The following is a 17,750-nucleotide window of genomic DNA, read 5'->3' as shown; positions in this document are numbered from 1 at the left end:
CGTCCGGTCGGGGGGCGCGGAGCGGCCGGACCCGGTCTTTGAGGCTCGCGCTCAGCGCCCGCCGTCGGCGGCGGTCCGCGGCGCCGAGGGGGCTGCCCGGTGCAGTACGAGCCGGGTGAGCAGCCCGCTGCCGAGACCGGCCACGAGCGCGAGGGCTGCCCACCACAGCGGGTACGGCGTGAGGCCGAGGGCCTCGTCGGCTGACCAGGCGCCGGGGCCGGTGGCAGCGAGAGCGGCAGCGGTGCCGATGAGGACGAGCGGGTACTCGTACCCGTCGTTCTGCACCCAGAGGCCGTTGTGCCATTTCACGGTGAGAGCGACCGTCATGACCCCGATGGCCCCGGTCGCGGCGAGCGGTGTCAGGAAGCCGGTGACGAGCAGCAGACCCGATCCGATCTGGCCGCCGCCCGCCGCGAGAGCGGTGAGGACTCCGCCGCGGAATCCGTCGGCACGGAACTCCGCCGTGCCGCCTTCGAGTCCCCTGCCGCCGAGATGCGAGCTGATCTTCTGCACCCCGTGGCCGGCGACGAGCAAACCCACCAGCAGACGCAGGATCAGAATGCCGGTGTCCAAGGAAGTCAGCCCGCCGCGTGCGCGCCGATGACGCTCTGCGCGTACACGACACCCAGACCGTATGCGCCCGCGTGGGCCTTGACGATCTCCATGACGGCGCCGTACGTCTCCTGACGCGCCCAGTCGCGCTGCAGCTCCAGAAGCACCTGCACCCAGGTCACCGGCACCGCGCCGGCGGCCAGCATCCGCTGCAGCGCGTGCTCGTGGGCGGCCGGGCTGACGCCGCCGGAGGCGTCGGAGACGACGTACACCTCGTATCCCTGCTCCAGCGCGGAGAGCGCGGGCAGCACCAGACAGACCTCGGTCCACAGGCCCGACAGGATGATCTTCTTGCGTCCGGTCGCCTTGACGGCCGCCACGAGCGCCTCGTCCTCCCAGGCGTTCATGGTCGTGCGGTCGATGGCCTCCTGCTTGGGAAACACCTCGGCGAGCTGAGGCAGCAGGGGCCCGGAGAACGACTCGGCGGCGACCGTGGTCAGGACGGCCGGCACGTCGAACGCCTGAGCCGCCTTGGCGAGACCCACGGTGCTGTTGATGATGGCGGCGCGATCGCCGCTCCCGGTGCCGAAGAACATCTGCGGCTGGTGGTCCACGAAGAGCATGACCGCGTTGTCGGGCGTGAGCAGGTCCGCGCTCGGGGCAGCCTGGACCTTGGTGATGTCGAACATGAGGGGTGTCCTTTCGGAGCGATCGGTAGCGCGCCCGCCGCGTTCGCGGCTGGGCACACCCCGAAAGTACGACCGGCACGACCGACCGACTTTGCTCCTTGTGCCCAGGAGTTGGCACGACAGCGCACTACCGCCACGGACCCGGCCCGCGGCCCTACTCCTTGCCGGACCGAGCACCGCGAACGCGGTCACGAAGGGGACGCGGTCCGCAAGGCCCGGTGCCGAGGCCGCCCGGACTGCGCCAGCCGCGGCGCGGGCCTACGCTGATCAGGTGACCGGCTGCGCCGGAGGCCACGGCGGTACCCGATGCCATCCGGCGGCGGCCAGAGGGAGGTGATGCCCGATGTCCGCACCCCGGGCAGCCGCGGCTCGCTGCGCGGCCGCCGGAACTGCCTGCTTGTTGATCTTCGCGGGCGCGGGAGCCGCCGGGGCCGATGACAACGGCATCGCCGACAAGAGCGCCCAGGCCATCGCGGACGCCGCCCGCGAGGCCATGTCCGGGGTCACGTCCATGCGCATGGTGGCCAAGGCGACGGAGGAGTCGGGCACCACCGCTCTGGATCTCCGGTTCGACGAGCAGGGCAACTGCGTCGGCACCGTCACGCCTCCCGGCACATCGGGCCGGGCCGACATCATCAAACGCGGCAACGACGTGTGGATGAAGCTCGACGACGACCTTCTGCGAGCCCAAGTACCGGGCGCCGCAGCCGAGGACGCGATCGCGCTCATCAACGGCCGCTATGTGCACGGCACTACGGGCAGCCTCCTGTTGCGCGACTTCGCCGAATTCTGCGACCTCGACTTCTTCAAGAAGGAGTTCTCTTCGAAACCGGTGAACGAACAGCTGACCAAGGGATCGCGGACCACCGTCGACGACCGTCCGGCCATCACGGTCACCAGCCGGCGCGACGGCGAGTCGGGCACCTACCAGGTCTCCACCGAAGACAAGCCGTACCTCCTGCGCATTCAGGGCACCGAGGCCTCCGGCGAGCGGCTGGAAGCCTCCTTCTCCGCCTTCGACGAGCCCGTCCAGGCCAAGCCCCCGTCGCCCGCCGACTCGGTCGACCTGTCCCAGCTCCAGTAGCCCGGACACCGTGCACCTCCGACGCCCGTCGGCCAACGGCGCTTTCCGGCCCTTCCCCCGGTGCGAGGACGCCCGTTGTTTGCCTGTTGTTCGGGCGGGGGTAGCTGTCGGGGCATGCGTGATTTAGTGCGGGAGCAGTACTACCGGCATCGTGCCCCGGTCTACGACGAGACCAGCTACCGCGGCGACCCCGTGGTGAACGCCGGCCTGGACCGGGAGACAGCCGAGATCGGGAAACTGCTCACCGCGCTGCCCGAAGGGCGGACGCTCGACGTGGGGTGCGGGACCGGCGTGTGGACCCAGTTCCTCCGCGGTTCGGTCGTCGCCCTGGACCAGAGCGCGGAGATGCTGGAGCTGACCCGCGCCCGGGCGCCCCGGGCGGAGCGTGTGCGGGCGCTGTTCCCACCGCTGCCGTTCACCACCGGAGCCTTCGACCGCCTGGTCACCGCGAACTTCTACGGGCTGCTCCGGCCCTCGGAGCGGGCCGTGTTCCTCGCCGAGGCACGTCGTACGGCGCGCGAGCTGATCGTGATCGACCTGCGCAGTGACGGCGACCTGCACGAGGAGCAGATAGAGCTGCGCTCCGTCGCCGACACCACGTACCCCATCTACCGGCGCCGGTTCACCCCGCGGAGCCTGTGCTCGGAGCTGAACGGCGAACCGATGTACGAGGGGCTCTACTTCCTTGCCGTCCGGGTCACGGGGCCAGCGGTGTCTCCAGGGTGATCAGCTGCGACTCGCCCGCCGTTCCCCCGTCGTCGGGGACGGCGAACATCCGAAGGACGCGCCCGTCCGTCTCCAGGTGCACCGCGTTGTACGTGACCACTCGGCCGGCCGGCGACAGCACGGTCACCGGCGCTTCGTGCTCGATGCGGCCGGACTCGATGTCGACGACGGCGATCCCGCCGAGGCTGAACACGCCCGCACCGGCCAGGGGGTACTCCGCGATGCCCGTGCACACCATGTGGCCGCCGCCCGCGGTCACACAGGTCTGGTAGTCGACGAAGTGGCTCTTGTTGTCGACCCGGCGGGTGAGCTTCCCGTCGACCGTGAAGGTGAGCAGCCGCCGGGAACCCCAGGTGACGGCGTGCAGCAGACCACTGTGGCGGTCGCGCACGATCCCGCCGATGTGGTCGTCGAAGCGGAAGGCTTCCCGCACTTCCAGGGTGTCGGGGTCCACCCGGTAGACGATGGAATGGGAGTCGGGCCGGTACTCCGCCGTCGGCACCCACAGCGATTCGCCGTCGAAGTCGATACCACCCGGGTGGTAGATCGTCCCCTCGCCCACGCTCACCCGGCCCAGCGCCGCGCCCTCGGTGTCCGTGACGAACACATGGCCCTGACCCCGGCCGGGAGTCCGGTCGTAGCCGTCCACCGGACTGTCATGGAAGCGGGTCGCCTCGGTGATCTCCGCCGTCGACACGTACAGGCGTTGGTCGCGGCCGCGCGTGACGCCTTGAGGATGGTGAGCGGGGAAGTCCAGCGGCGCCCGCCCGACCACCGTCCAGGGCGTGCTCCGGGTCAGCTGCCGCACCGCCACGACGACGGCTTCGCTCGAGTCGTCACACGCTTCTGTGGACACCGCGGAATCAGAAAGGGTCATAACCCGGTGAACGAGATCCCTCCTGACCCGTAACGGGAGCGGCGCAGGCCCCGCTGCCGGTGTCCCATTTTGGAGGAGACACCAGCAGCGGGGCCTGCGGTCTGACGCGGGCGCGGGAGGCGGCTACTTCACCGAGCCCGCCATCACGCCCTGGACGAAGTGCCGCTGGAAGGCGAAGAAGACGACCATCGGGACCACCAGGGACAGGAACGCCCCCGGCGCGAGGACGCCGATGTTGCTTCCGAACTGCCGCATCTGGGACTGCAGCGCGACCGTGAGCGGCTGGGACTCGCTGTCCGCGAAGAGCAGCGCCACGAGCATGTCGTTCCAGACCCAGAGGAACTGGAAGATGGCCAGGCTCGCGATGGCCGGACGGCCGAGCGGCAGCACGAGCCGGGAGAAGATCCGCCACTCGCTGCCGCCGTCCATCCGGGCGGCTTCCAGCATTTCGCGCGGTATCTCGGCGAAGTAGTTGCGCAGCAGGAAGATCGCGAACGGCAGGCCGTAAGCGACGTGGAAGAGGACGACGCCCGCGATCGTGCCGAACAGTCCCACCGCGCCGAAGAGTTTGGCCACGGGCAGCAGACCGATCTGCACGGGTACGACCAGCAGTCCGACGACCACCAGGAAGATGCCGTCCCGGCCGGGGAAATCCAGCCACGCGAAGGCGTATCCCGCGAGTGCCGCGATGGCGACCACCAGGGCGGTGGTGGGCACGGAAATCAGGACGGTGTTCCCGAAGGCCTCCGCGATGCCGGAGTCCTTCAGCAGGGCGCCGTAGTTGTCCAGGGACAGCTGGGACGGTTCGGCGAGCGCGGTCCACCAGCCGTCGGAGGCGTTGTCCCGCTCGGAGCGCATCGAGGACAGGAACAGGCCCGCCAGTGGGGTGATCCAGATGAGGGCGACCAGGATCAGCACGCCTTGGACGGCGGAGTTGCCCAGCAGACGCGACAGCCGGCTCCTGCGGCGCGGCCCGGCCGCGGACGGGGCGGGGACGGACCGGACGGCTGCCGCCCGCCGGGACGGTGGGCGCTCGATGGTGCTGTGGCCGCTCATGCTCCGCTCCTTCGGAAACGCCGGATGTTGAAGAGCATCGCCGGGACGACGAGCAGGAGGAGCACCACGCTGAGCGCGCTGCCGAGCCCCTGGTCGTTGCCGCCGCCGAAGGAGACCAGCCACATCCGGGTGGCCAGCACGTTCGCCTCCTCCTGGACCGGTCCGGGCGCGATGATGTAGACGAGGTCGAAGACCTTCATCACGTTGATCACCAGGGTCACGAAGACGACGGTGAGTACCGGTGCGAGCAGCGGCACGGTGATCTTGCGGAAGATCTGGCCCTCGCTGGCACCGTCCATCCGCGCGGCCTCCAGCGCGTCGCGCGGGATGGCCGCGAGGCCGGCGCCGATGAGGACCATCGCGAAGCCGGTCCACACCCACAGGTAGGCGGCGATGATGGCCGGCGTCACCAGTGCCGGGCTGAGCCAGTTCACGCCCTGGTAGGGGGCCGCGAAGTTGGCTGCGGGCAGCCTGACGGTGTACTCGCCGTCGGCCAGCCCGGTGAGGCGGAACGACCCGTCGTCGGCCGTGGTGGCGGTCACGGCCACCCGGCCGTCCCGTACGGCCTCGACCTTCATGCCGGGCAGCCCCTTCTCGCCCGGGTCGACCCTGCCCGGGGTGCCCGCGCCGCCGGGGGCGAAGTCGAGGTAGACGACGCCCGCGATCGCGTCCGCGCCGGGCGCCGCGTCGGCGGCGGCCTTCGCTCCGGCCGGCATCGCGTCGGGCGCCACCCCGACGAAGCCGAGGCTGACCGAGCGGCCGGGACGTACGGTCTCCTCGGTGCTGTACGGGCCCCCCGCCCCGCCGGTCAGACCGTGGTCCTCCCGGGCACGGGCCGTCGGATAGGCGGCGCTGTCGGCGAAGGTGTCGTGGACGCCGACGACGGCGGCGTTGAGCACGCCCCGGCCCGGGTCCTGCTCGTAGGCGAGCCGGAAGATGATGCCCGCGGCGAGGAACGACACGGCCATCGGCAGGAAGAGCACCAGCTTGAACGCGGTGGCCCAGCGCACCTTCTCGGTGAGCACGGCGAGCATCAGCCCGAGTCCGGTCAGCAGGAGGGGGGCGACCACGACCCAGATGGTGCTGTTGCGGATGGCCTTGAGGGTGGCCGGGTCGTGGATGATCGCCGCGTAGTTCCCGGCCCCGACGAAGCGCTCGCCGCCGGCGTCGAACAGACTGCGGCCGACGGAGAAGACGACCGGGTAGACGACCAGTGCTCCGAGCAGGAGCAGGGCCGGCAGGACGAAGACGACCGCGAGGCGGCGTTTCCTTCTCTGGGCCCGGCGCCGCGGGTTCGCCGCGGCGCGGGCGGTCAGGGTCTCAGCCATGGCGGGCCGCCTCAGTTCCCGTAGGCCTTGGCGGCTTCGGCCTCGAGCTTCGCGGCCGTGCCCTGCGGGTCCGACGGGTCGCGCAGGAAGTCCTGGAGGAGCTTCCATTCGCCCGCGCCCTTGGTGCCGCCGAACGCGGCCGGGGCCTGGTCCGACATGTCGAAGCGGATCGAGTTGCCCGCCGCGATGAGCGAGTTGGCGGTGCTGCGCGTGGTGTCGTCGCCGTACGAGGCGAAGTCGACCTCGTTGTTCGGGGACAGGAAGCCGCCCGCGCCGGCCCAGACCTCGGCGGCCTCGGCGCCGGCCAGGAACTCGAGCAGCTTCATGCCCGCCTTGCCGTTCTTCGCGTCCTTCAGGACGACGGCCGCGTCGCCGCCGCTGACGACCGGCATCTTGCCGCCGTCGACCGAGGGGAACGGGAAGAACTTGGCGTCCTGCCCGAGCTTCTTGCCGAACTGGCCCTTGGCGACGCCGCCGACGAAGTCGCCCTCGTAGACCATGCCCGCCTTGGGCTCGGGGCCGAAGACCTGCGCGACCGACGAGGGGAAGTCGGTACCCAGCGCCGCCTGGGCGCCGCCGGCGACGAGCTGCTTGTCCTTGAACAGTTCCCCGAGGGTGGTCAGCGCCCTGACGACGCTGTCGTCGGTCCACTTGATCTTGTGCTGGGCGAGCTGGTCGTACTTCTCCGGCCCGGCCTGGGAGAGGTAGATGTTCTCGAACCAGTCGGTGAGGGTCCAGCCGTCCTCGCCGGCTATGGCGAAGGCCGGGCGGCCGGAGTCGGCGAGGGTGCGGCCGGCCTTCAGCATGTCGGAGTAGCTCTTGGGCTCGCTGACGCCTGCCTGGGTGAAGGCCTCGGGGGCGTACCAGACGGTGGACTTGTGGGCGGCCTTGAAGTAGAGGCCGTAGTACGTGCCGTCGACGGTGCCGTAGTTCTTCCACACCGGGGCGAGGGTGGAGTCGGCCGTCTTGGCGGCCTGGTCGGACAGGGGCTGGAGCCAGCCCTCCTTCGCGAACTGCTGGAGCACACCCACCTGGGGGACCATCACCACGTCGGGCGCGTTGCCGCCCTCGATCTTGCTTCCCACGAAGGTGGAGACGTTGTCGCCGGAGGGGACGAAGACCGTCTTGGCACCGGTCTTCTCGGTGAATGCGTCCAGGACCTTCTTGAAGTTCTCCTGCTCGCTGCCGGTCCAGACGCCCGCCACGGTCACGGTCTGGCCGCTGAGTTCGCCGCCGCTCGCGGGTCCGGTGGTGCCGCCGCAGGCGGTGGCACCGAGGGCGAGAGCGAGGGCCGCCGTTGCGGTGGCCGTGGTCCGTCGGGTCGTCTTGCTGGGTCGTCGCATGATGAGGTCCTTTCGAGGAATCCGGGGCTACGGGGTGGGGCCCGGCTTCACTTGGAGGGGGATTCGCGCGGGGTTGAGGAGGTCAGGGGCCAGGGAGCCGCGGGGGGCGTCGGGTTCCCCGGGGCTCACGAGGCCGGGCACTCCCCCGTCCACCAGGCGGCGGTTGCCGCGGGGAGCACGCCGTCGGGACAGGGTCCGCTGGCGAGCAGCGGCGCCCCGGGGACCGGAGCGGGCACCGGCTCCGTGCCGAAGTTCACCGCGCAGACCAGGCCGTCGCCGCGGGCGATCGCCAGCACGTGCGCCGGCGCGTCCAGCCAGCGCAAGGTGCCGTCGCCGAGCTGCGGAAGGGTGCGCCGCAGCTGGAGGCCGTCGCGGTAGAGGTGCCAGAAGGAACGGGTGTCGGCCAGAGCCCGGTCGGTGGCGTGCGCGGCGAACCATTCGGGCTGCGGCAGCCACGGCTTGACGCCGGCCGCTTCCCGGCTGAAGCCGAACGGGGAGGCGTGCCCGGACCAGGGCAGTGGCACGCGGCAGCCGTCCCGCACGTGCTTGCGGCTGCCGGTGCGGCGGAAGATCGGGTCGGTGAGGACCTCGTCGGGCAGGTCGAGGACCTCCGGCAGGCCGAGCTCCTCGCCCTGGTAGACGTAGGCGGCGCCGGGCAGGGCGAGCATCAGGAGGGCCGCGGCGCGGGCGCGGGCGGCTCCCAGTCCGCTGCCTTCCACCCCGGGCTCGCCCGCGTAACGGGTGACCGTGCGGACCTGGTCGTGGTTGTTGAGGACCCAGGTGACGGTGGAGCCGGTGCCGGCGATGTCGCGTATCGCCTCGGTGATCGTCGCGCGGAATGCGTCGGCGTCCCAGGGCGCGCTGAGCAGGTCGAAGAAGAAGGCCTGGTGCAGTTCGTCGGGGCGGACGTACTCGGCGTGCTCGCGTGCGGTCGGCACGGACACCTCGCCGACCAGCAGCCGCTCGTGGCCGTCCCGGGCGGTGTACTCCTCGCAGACGGAGCGCCAGCGCCGCCATACGTCGTGGACCTCGGGCTGGTTCCAGGCCAGCTGGTTGACGGCGTCGCGGGCCCGCTCGTCGGCTCCGGGGTCGTCCGAGTCGGGCAGCTCGGGGTGCTTGAACAGTCCGGCGGCGACGTCGATGCGAAAGCCGTCGACACCGCGGTCCAGCCAGAAGCGCAGCACCTGCTCGAAGTCGTCGCCCACGGCAGGGTTGCGCCAGTTCAGGTCGGGCTGCTCGGGCGTGAAGAGGTGCAGGTACCACTCTCCGGGGGCGCCGCCGGGCTCGGTGATCCGGCTCCAGGCGGGACCGCCGAACATGGCGCGCCAGTTGTTGGGCGGCTGCGCCCCGTCCGGGCCGCGGCCGGGCGCGAAGTGGAAACGGGAGCGCGGCGCGGTGCCCGGGCTCGCGGCGAGCGCCTCGCGGAACCACGGGTGCTCGCTGGAGCAGTGGTTGGGGACGATGTCGAGCAGCAGCTTGAGCCCGAGCCGGCGGGCGTCGGACACCAGCCGGTCGAACTCGGCGAGGTCGCCGTAGACGGGGTCGACGCCGCAGTAGTCGGCGACGTCGTAGCCGTGGTCGTGCTGGGGCGACGGGTAGAACGGGCTGAGCCAGATGCCGTCGACACCGAGCTTCCTGAGGTAGGGAAGCCCGGCCCGTACGCCGGCCAGGTCGCCGACGCCGTCCCCCGTGCTGTCGAGGAAGCTGCGGACGTAGACCTGGTAGATCACCGCGTCGCGCCACCAGGGGTCAGAGGGGGTGGCGCTGCGGGAGGGGTGGCCGGTGTCGGCCGGAAGGGTGCTGAGCATCTCGCGTCGACCTGTTTCTACTGAATGCGAGAGCGCCCCAGATCGGCGCGCTGTTATGCATGCATGTTAAGTAGCAGCGACTGGAAGATGTCAACGATGTGTCCAGAAACAGCAGAAAGCTGGGGTGGTTTGTACCTGAATGCCCAGATGCACGACGAAGGGTCTCTACTTAACATGTAAGTAGAGACCCTTGGGGTGGAGAGAGGAGCGGAGGAGGAGCGGAGGAGGAGTGCGATCAACCCTTGCGGGAGATGGTCCCGAGCTCGCGTGCGAGCCGCGCCGCCGCCTGTTCGGGCGTCTGGCGCAGCGCCATCACGTCCTGGGCCACGGCCTGCACGGCAAGGCTCACCTGGTCGTAGCGCGGACTCTTGGGCCGCGGCACCGCCGACAGCACGCTCTGGCGAAGCGTGGGCAGGTACGGATACGCGCGGATCAGCTCGGGGTCCTCGTACAGCGCGGCGCGCACCGGCGGCAGCGAGCCCTCGGTGAGCACCCGCCGCTGGACCCGTTCACTGGTGAGGTAGGAGATCAGATCGGCCGCCGACGCCGGATGCCGCGCATGACTGCTGACGGCGAGGTTGGAGCCGCCCAGCACGCTGGTGCCCGGCCCGTCGGGTCCGGGCAGCGGCACCGCGCCGAACCTGCCCGCGACCTTCGACCCTTCCGCGCTCGCGTCGGCGTACACATACGGCCAGTTCCGCAGGAAGAGCAGCCGGCCGTCCTGGAACGCCTGCCGCGACTCCTCCTCCTTGTAGCCGAGCGCCTCGCGGGGAATCCAGCCGTCCCGGACACCGTCCGCGAGGAAGCGCAGTCCGGCGCGCGCCGCGTCGGAGTCCACGGTCACCCGGGCGCCGTCGCCCTGCAGGATCGAACCGCCCGCCGAGTGCACGGCCTCGGTGACGTTGACGGTGAGCCCTTCGTACGGCAGGAACTGGCCGGCATAGCCGTCCAGTCCGTACTTCGGGGCGATCGTGCGTGCTTGGCGGACCAGCTCGGCCCAGGTGCGCGGTGGTTTCTCGCCTTCCCGGTCCAGGATGTCCTTGCGGTAGTAGAGCAGTCCCGCGTTCGTGACGTACGGGACCGCGTACAGCCGGCCGTCGAACGTCGCGGTGTCGACGACCGGCCGCAGGAAGGTGTCCAGGGGGAAGCGGTCACGCTCGAGCGGGGAGATCCATCCGGCCGCCGCGAACTCGGACGTCCAGGCGACGTCGATGTTCAGTACGTCGAACCGGTCGCGGCCCGATCGCAGCTCGCTGATCATCTGGGCCCGGGTCTCGTCGGCCGAGTCGGGCAGTTCGACGAGCGTGACGCGCTCGCCGGGGTGGTCGTGGTTCCAGTCGTCGAGCAGGGGGGAGAGGTAGTCGGTCAGGTCGCCCGCCGTCACGAGCGTCAGGGGGCCGCGGCCCTCGGAGGCCACGCCCGCGTCGTCGCGGACGCCGAAACCGGCGTATCCCGCCAGCACCACCGCCGCGACCAGGAGAGCTCTACCCGCGGCACGCATCCACCGCATAGATTCCTCCCAGTGCACGATCCGGCTGCGCCGCCGGGCATCGTGGCCCATATATACCCGTTAGGCATGGGCGATACTAGACGTCCAGGCAGACAAGACGGACGCCGGCGCCATTCGGCCCGGCGTCGGGTGAACAGTTGACTACGGAGCGGGAAGGAGGGGGAGCGAGTGCGGCTGCCGCTCCTTGCACTCCTCACCCGTAGCCCTGCGCACGGTTACGAGCTGAAGCAGGACCTTGAGAAGCTCTTGGGCGCCGCGTACCCTCAGCCCAACGTCGGCCAGATCTACGTCACCCTCGGCCGACTGGAGAAGAGCGGTCTGATCGAAGGCGAGGACGTCGAGCAGTCGGGCCGGCCCAACAAGCGCACGTACAGGCTGACGGACGCGGGGCGCGAGGCCGTGCTGGCCTGGTTCGAGGACACCGCGGAGGAGCCCCGCGTACGGGACGAGTTCTTCATGAAGCTCGCGCTCGCACCGCGGTCGGGTCTGGCCGACCCTGTCGCACTGATCAACAAGCAGCGGCGCCAGTACCTCAACACCATGCGCGACCTGTCGAAGCTGGCCACAGCCGAGGACCGCGACAACAAGATCTCCCAACTGCTGATCGAGGGCGCCATGCTGCATCTGCAGGCCGACCTCGACTGGCTGGAACGCTGTCAGGAGGAGCTGGAATGAGCGACGACGCCACCGCTCCTGCCGTGCCCATCGTGCGCGCCGAGGGCCTGACCAAGACGCACCACGGCGAGGGCGCGCCGGTGCCCGCAGTACGCGGGGTGGACCTGTCGGTCCAGCCGGGCGAGTTCGTCGCGGTCACCGGGCCGTCGGGAGCGGGCAAGTCCACGCTGCTGCATCTGATCGGCGGCCTCCAGCGGCCCGACAGCGGGAAGCTGTGGCTCGGTGGGGAGCGCGTCGACGAATACCGCGAGGCCCGCTGGGCAGTCCTCAGGCGCCGCAGCATCGGCGTCGTCTTCCAGTTCTTCAACCTGGTCTCCAACCTCACCGTCGCGGACAACGTCGAACTGCCCGCCCTGCTCGCCGGCGCCTCCCCGAAGGCGGCCCGCGACTCGCGCGCCGAACTGCTCGCCGAACTCGGCCTGGAAGGCCGCGAGCGGTCGATGCCCGGCGAGCTGTCGGGCGGCGAACAGCAGCGGGTCGCGCTCGCCCGCGCGCTGGTCAACCACCCCACGCTGCTGCTCGCCGACGAGCCGGCCGGCAGCCTCGACAGCAAGGGCACCCGCGAGGTGCTGCGGCTGCTCTCCCGGTTCCACCAGCGCGGTCAGACGATCATGATGGTCACCCATGACGCCCGGATGGCCAGTGCCGCCGACCGCGTCATCAGCTTCTTCGACGGGCGCATAGCCGACGACGCACAGCTCGGCGGCGGGCACCGCGGGCCGGCCGGCGGCGTCTCCGGCGTACTCGAACTGAAGGAGTGACCGTGCGGGCCACTCTGCGCTGGGCGCAGGCCGACTTCCGCGCACACCGGGGCGAAGCCCTCTTCGTCGTGCTGGCCAGCGCCGGGGTCATCGCCTCGCTCCTGCTGGCCGGCGCGCTGTTCAGCTACGCCGCGAACCCCTGGCAGCGGGTCTTCAACCAGTCCCACGGCGCGCACATCTGGCTGCACACCCGCGCCGGGGCGACCCCGTTCACACCAGACGTGGACGCCCTGTCCGGCGTGGACGGGGTCGCAGCCCTCTCCGGGCCCTACCGCACGGCGGCGACGACGGTCGAGTCGCGTGGCGCGCGGGCCGGGGTGACGCTGCGCGCTGCCGAGGCGGCGCCCCCGGAGACGGGGCGACCCCTGGTCACCGCGGGCGACTGGCTCGCCCGGCCGGACGAGGGCGCCCGGGACGGCACCGTCGTACTGGAAGGTTCGGTCGCGCGGGCGCTGTGGGCCGAGCCGGGCGACGCGGTGCGGGTCACCGGACCGGACGGCGCCTCGCACACCTTGCACGTGAGCGGGATCGCCGAGGTGGCCGAGCCGGGCTACCGGCCGGGCGGCGGGCCCGGCATCGGCTGGGTGCTCCCCGGCACGTTCGACGGGATCGCCCACGGAGACACCGGGCAGAGCGTGGGACTGCGCCTGGAGGATCCGGACGACACCGACTTCATCGTCCAGCGCGCGGTGACCGTACTCGGCGCGGACCGGGTCGCACAGGTCACCAAGTGGCAGCAGGCACGGGCCGAGGCGGGCGGCGACGACCGGCTCCTGGGAAAGATGTTCGCCGTCTTCGGGCTCGGTGCGCTGCTCGCGGCGGCGCTGGCCGCATCGGGAGCGATCGGCGCCCGGGTCCGCGGCCAGCTGCGGGACATCGCCATCCTCAAGGCCGTCGGCTTCACCCCCGGCCAGGTGACCCGCGGCTTCCTCGTACAGCACCTGGCCTTCGCGCTCCTCGGCGTGGCTCTCGGCACGGCGGCGATCGCGACTCTGGGCGCCCGGATACCGGGGCGGATCGGCGAGGCGGCGGCGGTGTGGCAGGACCTGCCCGGCCACACCGCGCTGATGATCGGCATCCCCTGCGGCGCGGTGCTGCTGATCGCCGCTGCCACCGGTCTCTCGGCCTGGCGGGCCGGACGGGTGCCGCCGGTGCCGGTGGCCCGGGCCGCGCTGCCCTCCGCCGCGCCGATGACCGCACTCGGCAGGCGGGCTCTCGGGATGCGGGTTCCGCCGGCGCTGGTCCTGGGGTGGCGTGCGGCGTTCGCGCGACGCGGCCGGACGCTCGTACCGGTGGCCCGGCTCGCCCTGCCGCTGATGCTCATCACGGTCGCTCTGGTCGCCTGGTCGACGCTGGACCAGTTCCGCAGCCGGCCCGCGCAGATGGGACTGCCCGCGGCACTGACCGTACGGGCCGGACAGCCCGCCGGACCGTCGGACTCGGAGCTGGAGAAGACCCTCGCGACGATCCCGGACATCGCCGCGGTCCATCCGGGTGCGGAGATGGCGGCGCTCGTACCGGGGCAGACCGGCACCATCACGCTCCGCGGGCTCGGCACGGCTTCCCGCCCGTATCCCTCCGCGGTGGTGGAAGGGCGCGCGGTCGGCGGGCCGGACGAGGCAGTGGCCGGGCAGGGGCTGCTGGATCTCCTCGGGGTACGGGTCGGCGACTGGGTGCGGATGACCGTCGAGGGACGGCCGCAGGTCCTGCACCTCGTCGGCCGCACCATCGAACCCGAATCCGGCGGCCGGGTGATCACCACGACCATCGATGCGCTGCGGGAGCGCGATCCGGGGCTGCGGCCCGCCTTCCACGCCCTGGTGCTGCGCGAGGGGGCGGACCCCCGGGCGGTGAGCGGCACGCTCGCCGTGGCGGCGGGCGGAACGCTGGAGATCCGGGAGACGCCCAATCCGGCCGACCGGCTGGAACCGGCACGCGGGGTGATCGCCGCCCTGATCGCGGTTCTGGCATTGATCGGGCTGACCGAACTGCTGACGATGATCAGCACGGGCGTACGGGACCGGGGCCGGGACCTGCTCGCGCTGAAGGCGATCGGGCTGACGCCCCGGCAGATCGGGGCGATGATCGTGACGGCCGCCGGTCTGACCGCGCTCGTCTCCGCAGTGGTGGGGACGACGGTGGGTGCGCTGGCCGGCAGCCGGCTGGTGGACACTCAGGGCGCGTCGAGCGGGATCGGCGCGGGGATCGCCCAACTGCCTCCGCTGCCGGTGCTGTTGATAGTGGTCGTCGGGGCGGTGCTGGGTGCGGTGGCAGCGGCGACCGTGCCGGCGGCACGGGCGGCACGGCGGCGCCTGGCGGACTCGCTGAGCGAGACGCTCTGACCCGCTCCGGTTGACCTCCACCACCAGCGGTCTTCGCCCGTCTGCCTCGCTCCGCACGACACCGTCTCAGAGGTAGGGCAGCCTCGTACGGAGTGCACGGAAACCCCCCTTCGCGAAGAGGCTCGCATGGACGAGGTCGAGCGGTACGAGCGCTACGTCGGCGGCAGCCCGGAGGCTGAACGGCTGCTCTTCGAGCGACTCGCAGGTGATCTCCTGCGGGTGCAGCTCAAGGTGAAGAGACGCAGCGGCTCCCCCTCCCTGGAACGGACCTTCCACGCCAAGGCGGTCCTCGGCGTGGAGAACGCCCGTCTGAGGTTCCACGACGACCTCCCCGAGGCCCTGCGGTCGGGTTTCGCCAGGCCCGGAGCCGAGTACCCGGTCACGGTCCGGCTGTCCAACGCGAGCGGTGTCCGTCAGCCCGACTCCGCGCCCGATCTGCGCGGGGCGGCGCTGCGGGTCGAGGTGGGTCCCGACGAGGCCCACGATCTGCTGATGACGAGCTTCCCGGTCTCCCACGCCCGCAACGCGTACGAGTTCGTGGCCTTCGCGAAGGCCATGGCGGGCGCCGGCTCGCGGCTCGGCAAGGGGTACGCCCTCTTCGTCAAGCTGCCCCTGGCGGTCGGCTGGTCCACCGCCGCCCGCATGCGGCGCAACGTCGTCGCGGGAACCAAGCGCACGGTGGCCAGCCTGGCGCTGGAGACGTACTGGAGCCGCGGCGCGATCCTGTGGGGCGACTCCGGACCGGTGCGCTATCAGCTGCGGCCCGCCGCGGACGCGTCACCGGCCACGGCAACGCCGCGCACCGATCCCGATCACCTGCGGCGTGATCTTTCGCAGCGGCTGCGCCGGGCGGATGTCGTCTTCGAGCTCTGCGTGCAGCGCTACGTCGACGCCCGGCGCACCTCCGTCGAGGACGGCGCGGCCGAGTGGAGGGAGGAGGATGCGCCCGTCCTGCCGGTGGCCACGCTGACCATCCCGCGTCAGGACATCCACACCGCCGAAGCGCGCGCCTCCGCGTCGCGGGTCGACCTGCTGGCGTTCAATCCGTGGCACACCACGGAGAGCTTCCGCCCCCTGGGCAACCTCAACCGTGCCCGCAAGCTCGCTTACGAGGCGAGCAGTGCTCACCGCCTGGGGCACCGCTTCCTGACCGTCGAGCCACGGCGCAACACTCTGCTCGGGGCGCCGCTTCGGGCCGGCTTCCGCACCGTGAACCGCTTCGTCCCGTGGCACCGGCTGCCGACCCCCCTCGGCCTGCTCAACCTCATGGCCTTCCGGCAGACATTGCGGCGGCACAACCTCATCGACACCGAAGTCCACGAGGCTCCGCCCGAGGCCGGGCCGGTGGAGGCCCCGCTCGACGAGGAGCTGCTGGTCAGGCGCAGTTACGACGGCACCTACAACGATCTGTCGGCGCCGCGGATGGGCGCTGTCGGCGCGACATTCGGCCGCACCATGGCCCCCGTCTACCGCCCGGACCAGTTCGACACGCCCAATCCGGTGACCGTCAGCAGGGAACTGCTCCAGCGTGACGCGTTCATCCCCGCGACGTCGCTGAACATCATCGCGGCCGCATGGATCCAGTTCCAGGTGCACGACTGGGTCAAGCACAAGAGGCTTCCGGTCGGTACCAAGAGCGTCGAGGTGCCCCTGCCGCCCGGCCAGACCTGGCAGAACACCCCGGGCGGACCGCGGGAGAAGGTGATGCGCTTCGGCGAGGACGAGGCGGTGCGTCCGCCCGGCGGCGAGGGGTCGCCGATCCTGTTCGCCAGCGGCGTCTCGCACTGGTGGGACGGTTCGGAGGTCTACGGCGGTGACCAGTCCGCCGCGAAGTCGCTTCGCGAGGCCGGTGGCGGCGCCGGGCTCCGGCTGGAGGAGGGGCACCTGCCGAACGGCCCGACCGGCCTCCCGCTCACCGGATTCACCGACAGCTGGTGGTTCGGCCTCAGCGCCATGCACACGCTGTTCGCCCGTGAGCACAACGCCGTGTGCGAAGCCCTGCGGCGCGAGTACCCGCGCATGGACGAGGACCGGGTCTACCACACGGCGCGGCTGATCGTCTCGGCCCTGATCGCGAAGATCCACACCGTCGAGTGGACTCCCGCGATCCTCGCCACCAACACGCTCGACGTCGGCATGAAGACCAACTGGCAGGGACCGCCGAAGAACTGGCTCGACCAGTTGGGCGTCTGGCTGCTGGAGGCGAACGGGCGCCAGGGCATCCCCAAGACCCTGCCCGACCACCACGGTGCCCCGTACTCCCTCACGGAGGAGTTCGTCACCGTCTACCGGATGCACCCCCTGATCCCCGACGACTACGAGCTCGTGGACCACCGGTTCGGCCGCCGGCTCGACACCCTGGGCTTCAAGGACGTCCAGGGCGCCGCGGCGGAGCCGCTCATCCGCAAGACCGGTCTGGTGAACACCCTGTACTCGCTGGGCATCGCCCACCCGGGGGCGATCACCCTGCACAACTTCCCGCGCGCCCTCCAGGCGTTCGAGCGGGACGGGGAGCTGATCGATCTCTCCGTGGTCGACCTGGTGCGCACCCGGCGCCGCGGCGTCCCGCGCTACAACGACTTCCGTGCCGGCCTGCACAAGCCGCGGATCCGGCGGTTCGAGGACCTCTCCTCCGATCCGGAGACGGTCGCGCGGCTTCGGGACGTGTACCGCTCGGTGGACGACATCGACACCGTGGTGGGGCTGTTCGCCGAGAATCCGCCCACGGGCTTCGGCTTCAGCGACACCGCCTTCCGCGTCTTCATCCTGATGGCGAGCAGGCGGTTGCAGAGCGACCGTTTCCTGACGGTCGACTTCCGGCCGGAGGTCTACACGCCCCTCGGCATGGACTGGATCGAGCGGGGCGGCATGACGAGCGTCATCCTGCGGCACTGCCCCGAGCTTGCGGGCATCCTGCCGCGTGGGGCCAGCGCGTTCGCGCCCTGGCGCCCGGTCCAGCCCGTCCGGAACAACAGCGGCCCCGGCCGCGGCTGAGCGGG

The 17,750-nt window shown here is 71.2% G+C and carries 14 protein-coding genes; 6 read left to right on the top strand and 8 right to left on the bottom strand.

Going from position 1 to position 17,750, the window contains the following annotated elements:
- Positions 1 to 51 precede the first annotated feature (51 nt).
- On the bottom strand, positions 52 to 573 hold the full coding sequence (locus ACZ45T_RS10990) for a DoxX family protein (RefSeq protein WP_468439691.1): 522 nt from the start codon (positions 571 to 573) through the stop codon (positions 52 to 54).
- 5 nt (positions 574 to 578) lie between these two features.
- Positions 579 to 1,241, bottom strand: coding sequence for a hydrolase (locus ACZ45T_RS10985; protein ID WP_468439689.1), 663 nt, complete (start codon positions 1,239 to 1,241; stop codon positions 579 to 581).
- A gap of 343 nt (positions 1,242 to 1,584) precedes the next feature.
- Between ACZ45T_RS10985 and ACZ45T_RS10980 the strand changes: the two genes are divergently transcribed.
- Together ACZ45T_RS10980 and ACZ45T_RS10975 are read left to right on the top strand one after the other, a co-directional pair.
- A complete protein-coding gene (locus ACZ45T_RS10980) occupies positions 1,585 to 2,325 on the top strand; it encodes a hypothetical protein (RefSeq protein ID WP_468439687.1) in 741 nt (246 codons plus the stop codon).
- A 114-nt stretch (positions 2,326 to 2,439) separates the two neighbouring features.
- Positions 2,440 to 3,051 carry a class I SAM-dependent methyltransferase gene (locus tag ACZ45T_RS10975; RefSeq protein ID WP_468439685.1) on the top strand — a complete coding sequence of 204 codons (612 nt, stop codon included), beginning with the start codon at positions 2,440 to 2,442 and terminating at the stop codon, positions 3,049 to 3,051.
- On the opposite strand, the gene ACZ45T_RS10970 is transcribed toward ACZ45T_RS10975, so the two are convergent.
- The 6 genes from ACZ45T_RS10970 to ACZ45T_RS10945 all read right to left on the bottom strand — a co-directional run bounded on the left by ACZ45T_RS10970 (position 3,023) and on the right by ACZ45T_RS10945 (position 10,973).
- Positions 3,023 to 3,907: a DUF6454 family protein gene (locus ACZ45T_RS10970; protein ID WP_468439683.1), complete on the bottom strand. Its 885-nt coding sequence runs from the start codon at positions 3,905 to 3,907 to the stop codon at positions 3,023 to 3,025. The two genes, ACZ45T_RS10975 and ACZ45T_RS10970, sit on opposite strands and share 29 nt — an antisense overlap.
- Before the next feature lie 144 nt (positions 3,908 to 4,051).
- Positions 4,052 to 4,984: a carbohydrate ABC transporter permease gene (locus tag ACZ45T_RS10965; RefSeq protein WP_468439681.1), complete on the bottom strand. Its 933-nt coding sequence runs from the start codon at positions 4,982 to 4,984 to the stop codon at positions 4,052 to 4,054.
- Positions 4,981 to 6,312 carry an ABC transporter permease gene (locus ACZ45T_RS10960; protein ID WP_468439679.1) on the bottom strand — a complete coding sequence of 444 codons (1,332 nt, stop codon included), beginning with the start codon at positions 6,310 to 6,312 and terminating at the stop codon, positions 4,981 to 4,983. The genes ACZ45T_RS10965 and ACZ45T_RS10960 overlap by 4 nt, the downstream gene beginning before the upstream one ends.
- A gap of 11 nt (positions 6,313 to 6,323) precedes the next feature.
- Positions 6,324 to 7,655 carry an ABC transporter substrate-binding protein gene (locus ACZ45T_RS10955; RefSeq protein WP_468439677.1) on the bottom strand — a complete coding sequence of 444 codons (1,332 nt, stop codon included), beginning with the start codon at positions 7,653 to 7,655 and terminating at the stop codon, positions 6,324 to 6,326.
- A gap of 125 nt (positions 7,656 to 7,780) precedes the next feature.
- Positions 7,781 to 9,463, bottom strand: coding sequence for a glycoside hydrolase family 13 protein (locus tag ACZ45T_RS10950; RefSeq protein ID WP_468439675.1), 1,683 nt, complete (start codon positions 9,461 to 9,463; stop codon positions 7,781 to 7,783).
- A gap of 235 nt (positions 9,464 to 9,698) precedes the next feature.
- Entirely contained in the window at positions 9,699 to 10,973 is a 1,275-nt protein-coding gene (locus ACZ45T_RS10945) for an ABC transporter substrate-binding protein (RefSeq protein WP_468439673.1), read from the bottom strand.
- 168 nt (positions 10,974 to 11,141) lie between these two features.
- On the opposite strand from ACZ45T_RS10945, the gene ACZ45T_RS10940 reads away from it, so the two are divergent.
- The 4 genes from ACZ45T_RS10940 to ACZ45T_RS10925 all read left to right on the top strand — a co-directional run bounded on the left by ACZ45T_RS10940 (position 11,142) and on the right by ACZ45T_RS10925 (position 17,745).
- A complete protein-coding gene (locus tag ACZ45T_RS10940; RefSeq protein ID WP_468439671.1) occupies positions 11,142 to 11,648 on the top strand; it encodes a PadR family transcriptional regulator in 507 nt (168 codons plus the stop codon).
- Complete coding sequence (locus ACZ45T_RS10935; RefSeq protein WP_468439669.1) at positions 11,645 to 12,409, top strand: ABC transporter ATP-binding protein; 765 nt, start codon at positions 11,645 to 11,647, stop codon at positions 12,407 to 12,409. The genes ACZ45T_RS10940 and ACZ45T_RS10935 overlap by 4 nt, the downstream gene beginning before the upstream one ends.
- Before the next feature lie 2 nt (positions 12,410 to 12,411).
- Positions 12,412 to 14,751 (top strand): ABC transporter permease, encoded by a 2,340-nt coding sequence (locus tag ACZ45T_RS10930; RefSeq protein WP_468439667.1) that lies wholly within the window; start codon positions 12,412 to 12,414, stop codon positions 14,749 to 14,751.
- A 126-nt stretch (positions 14,752 to 14,877) separates the two neighbouring features.
- Complete coding sequence (locus ACZ45T_RS10925; RefSeq protein ID WP_468439665.1) at positions 14,878 to 17,745, top strand: peroxidase family protein; 2,868 nt, start codon at positions 14,878 to 14,880, stop codon at positions 17,743 to 17,745.
- Positions 17,746 to 17,750: the final 5 nt, after the last annotated feature.

The sequence above is a fragment of the Streptomyces sp. NPDC030995 genome (genome assembly GCF_055571215.1).
Note: the sequence above shows the minus strand (reverse complement) of the source record. Positions and strands in the feature narration are given on the sequence as shown.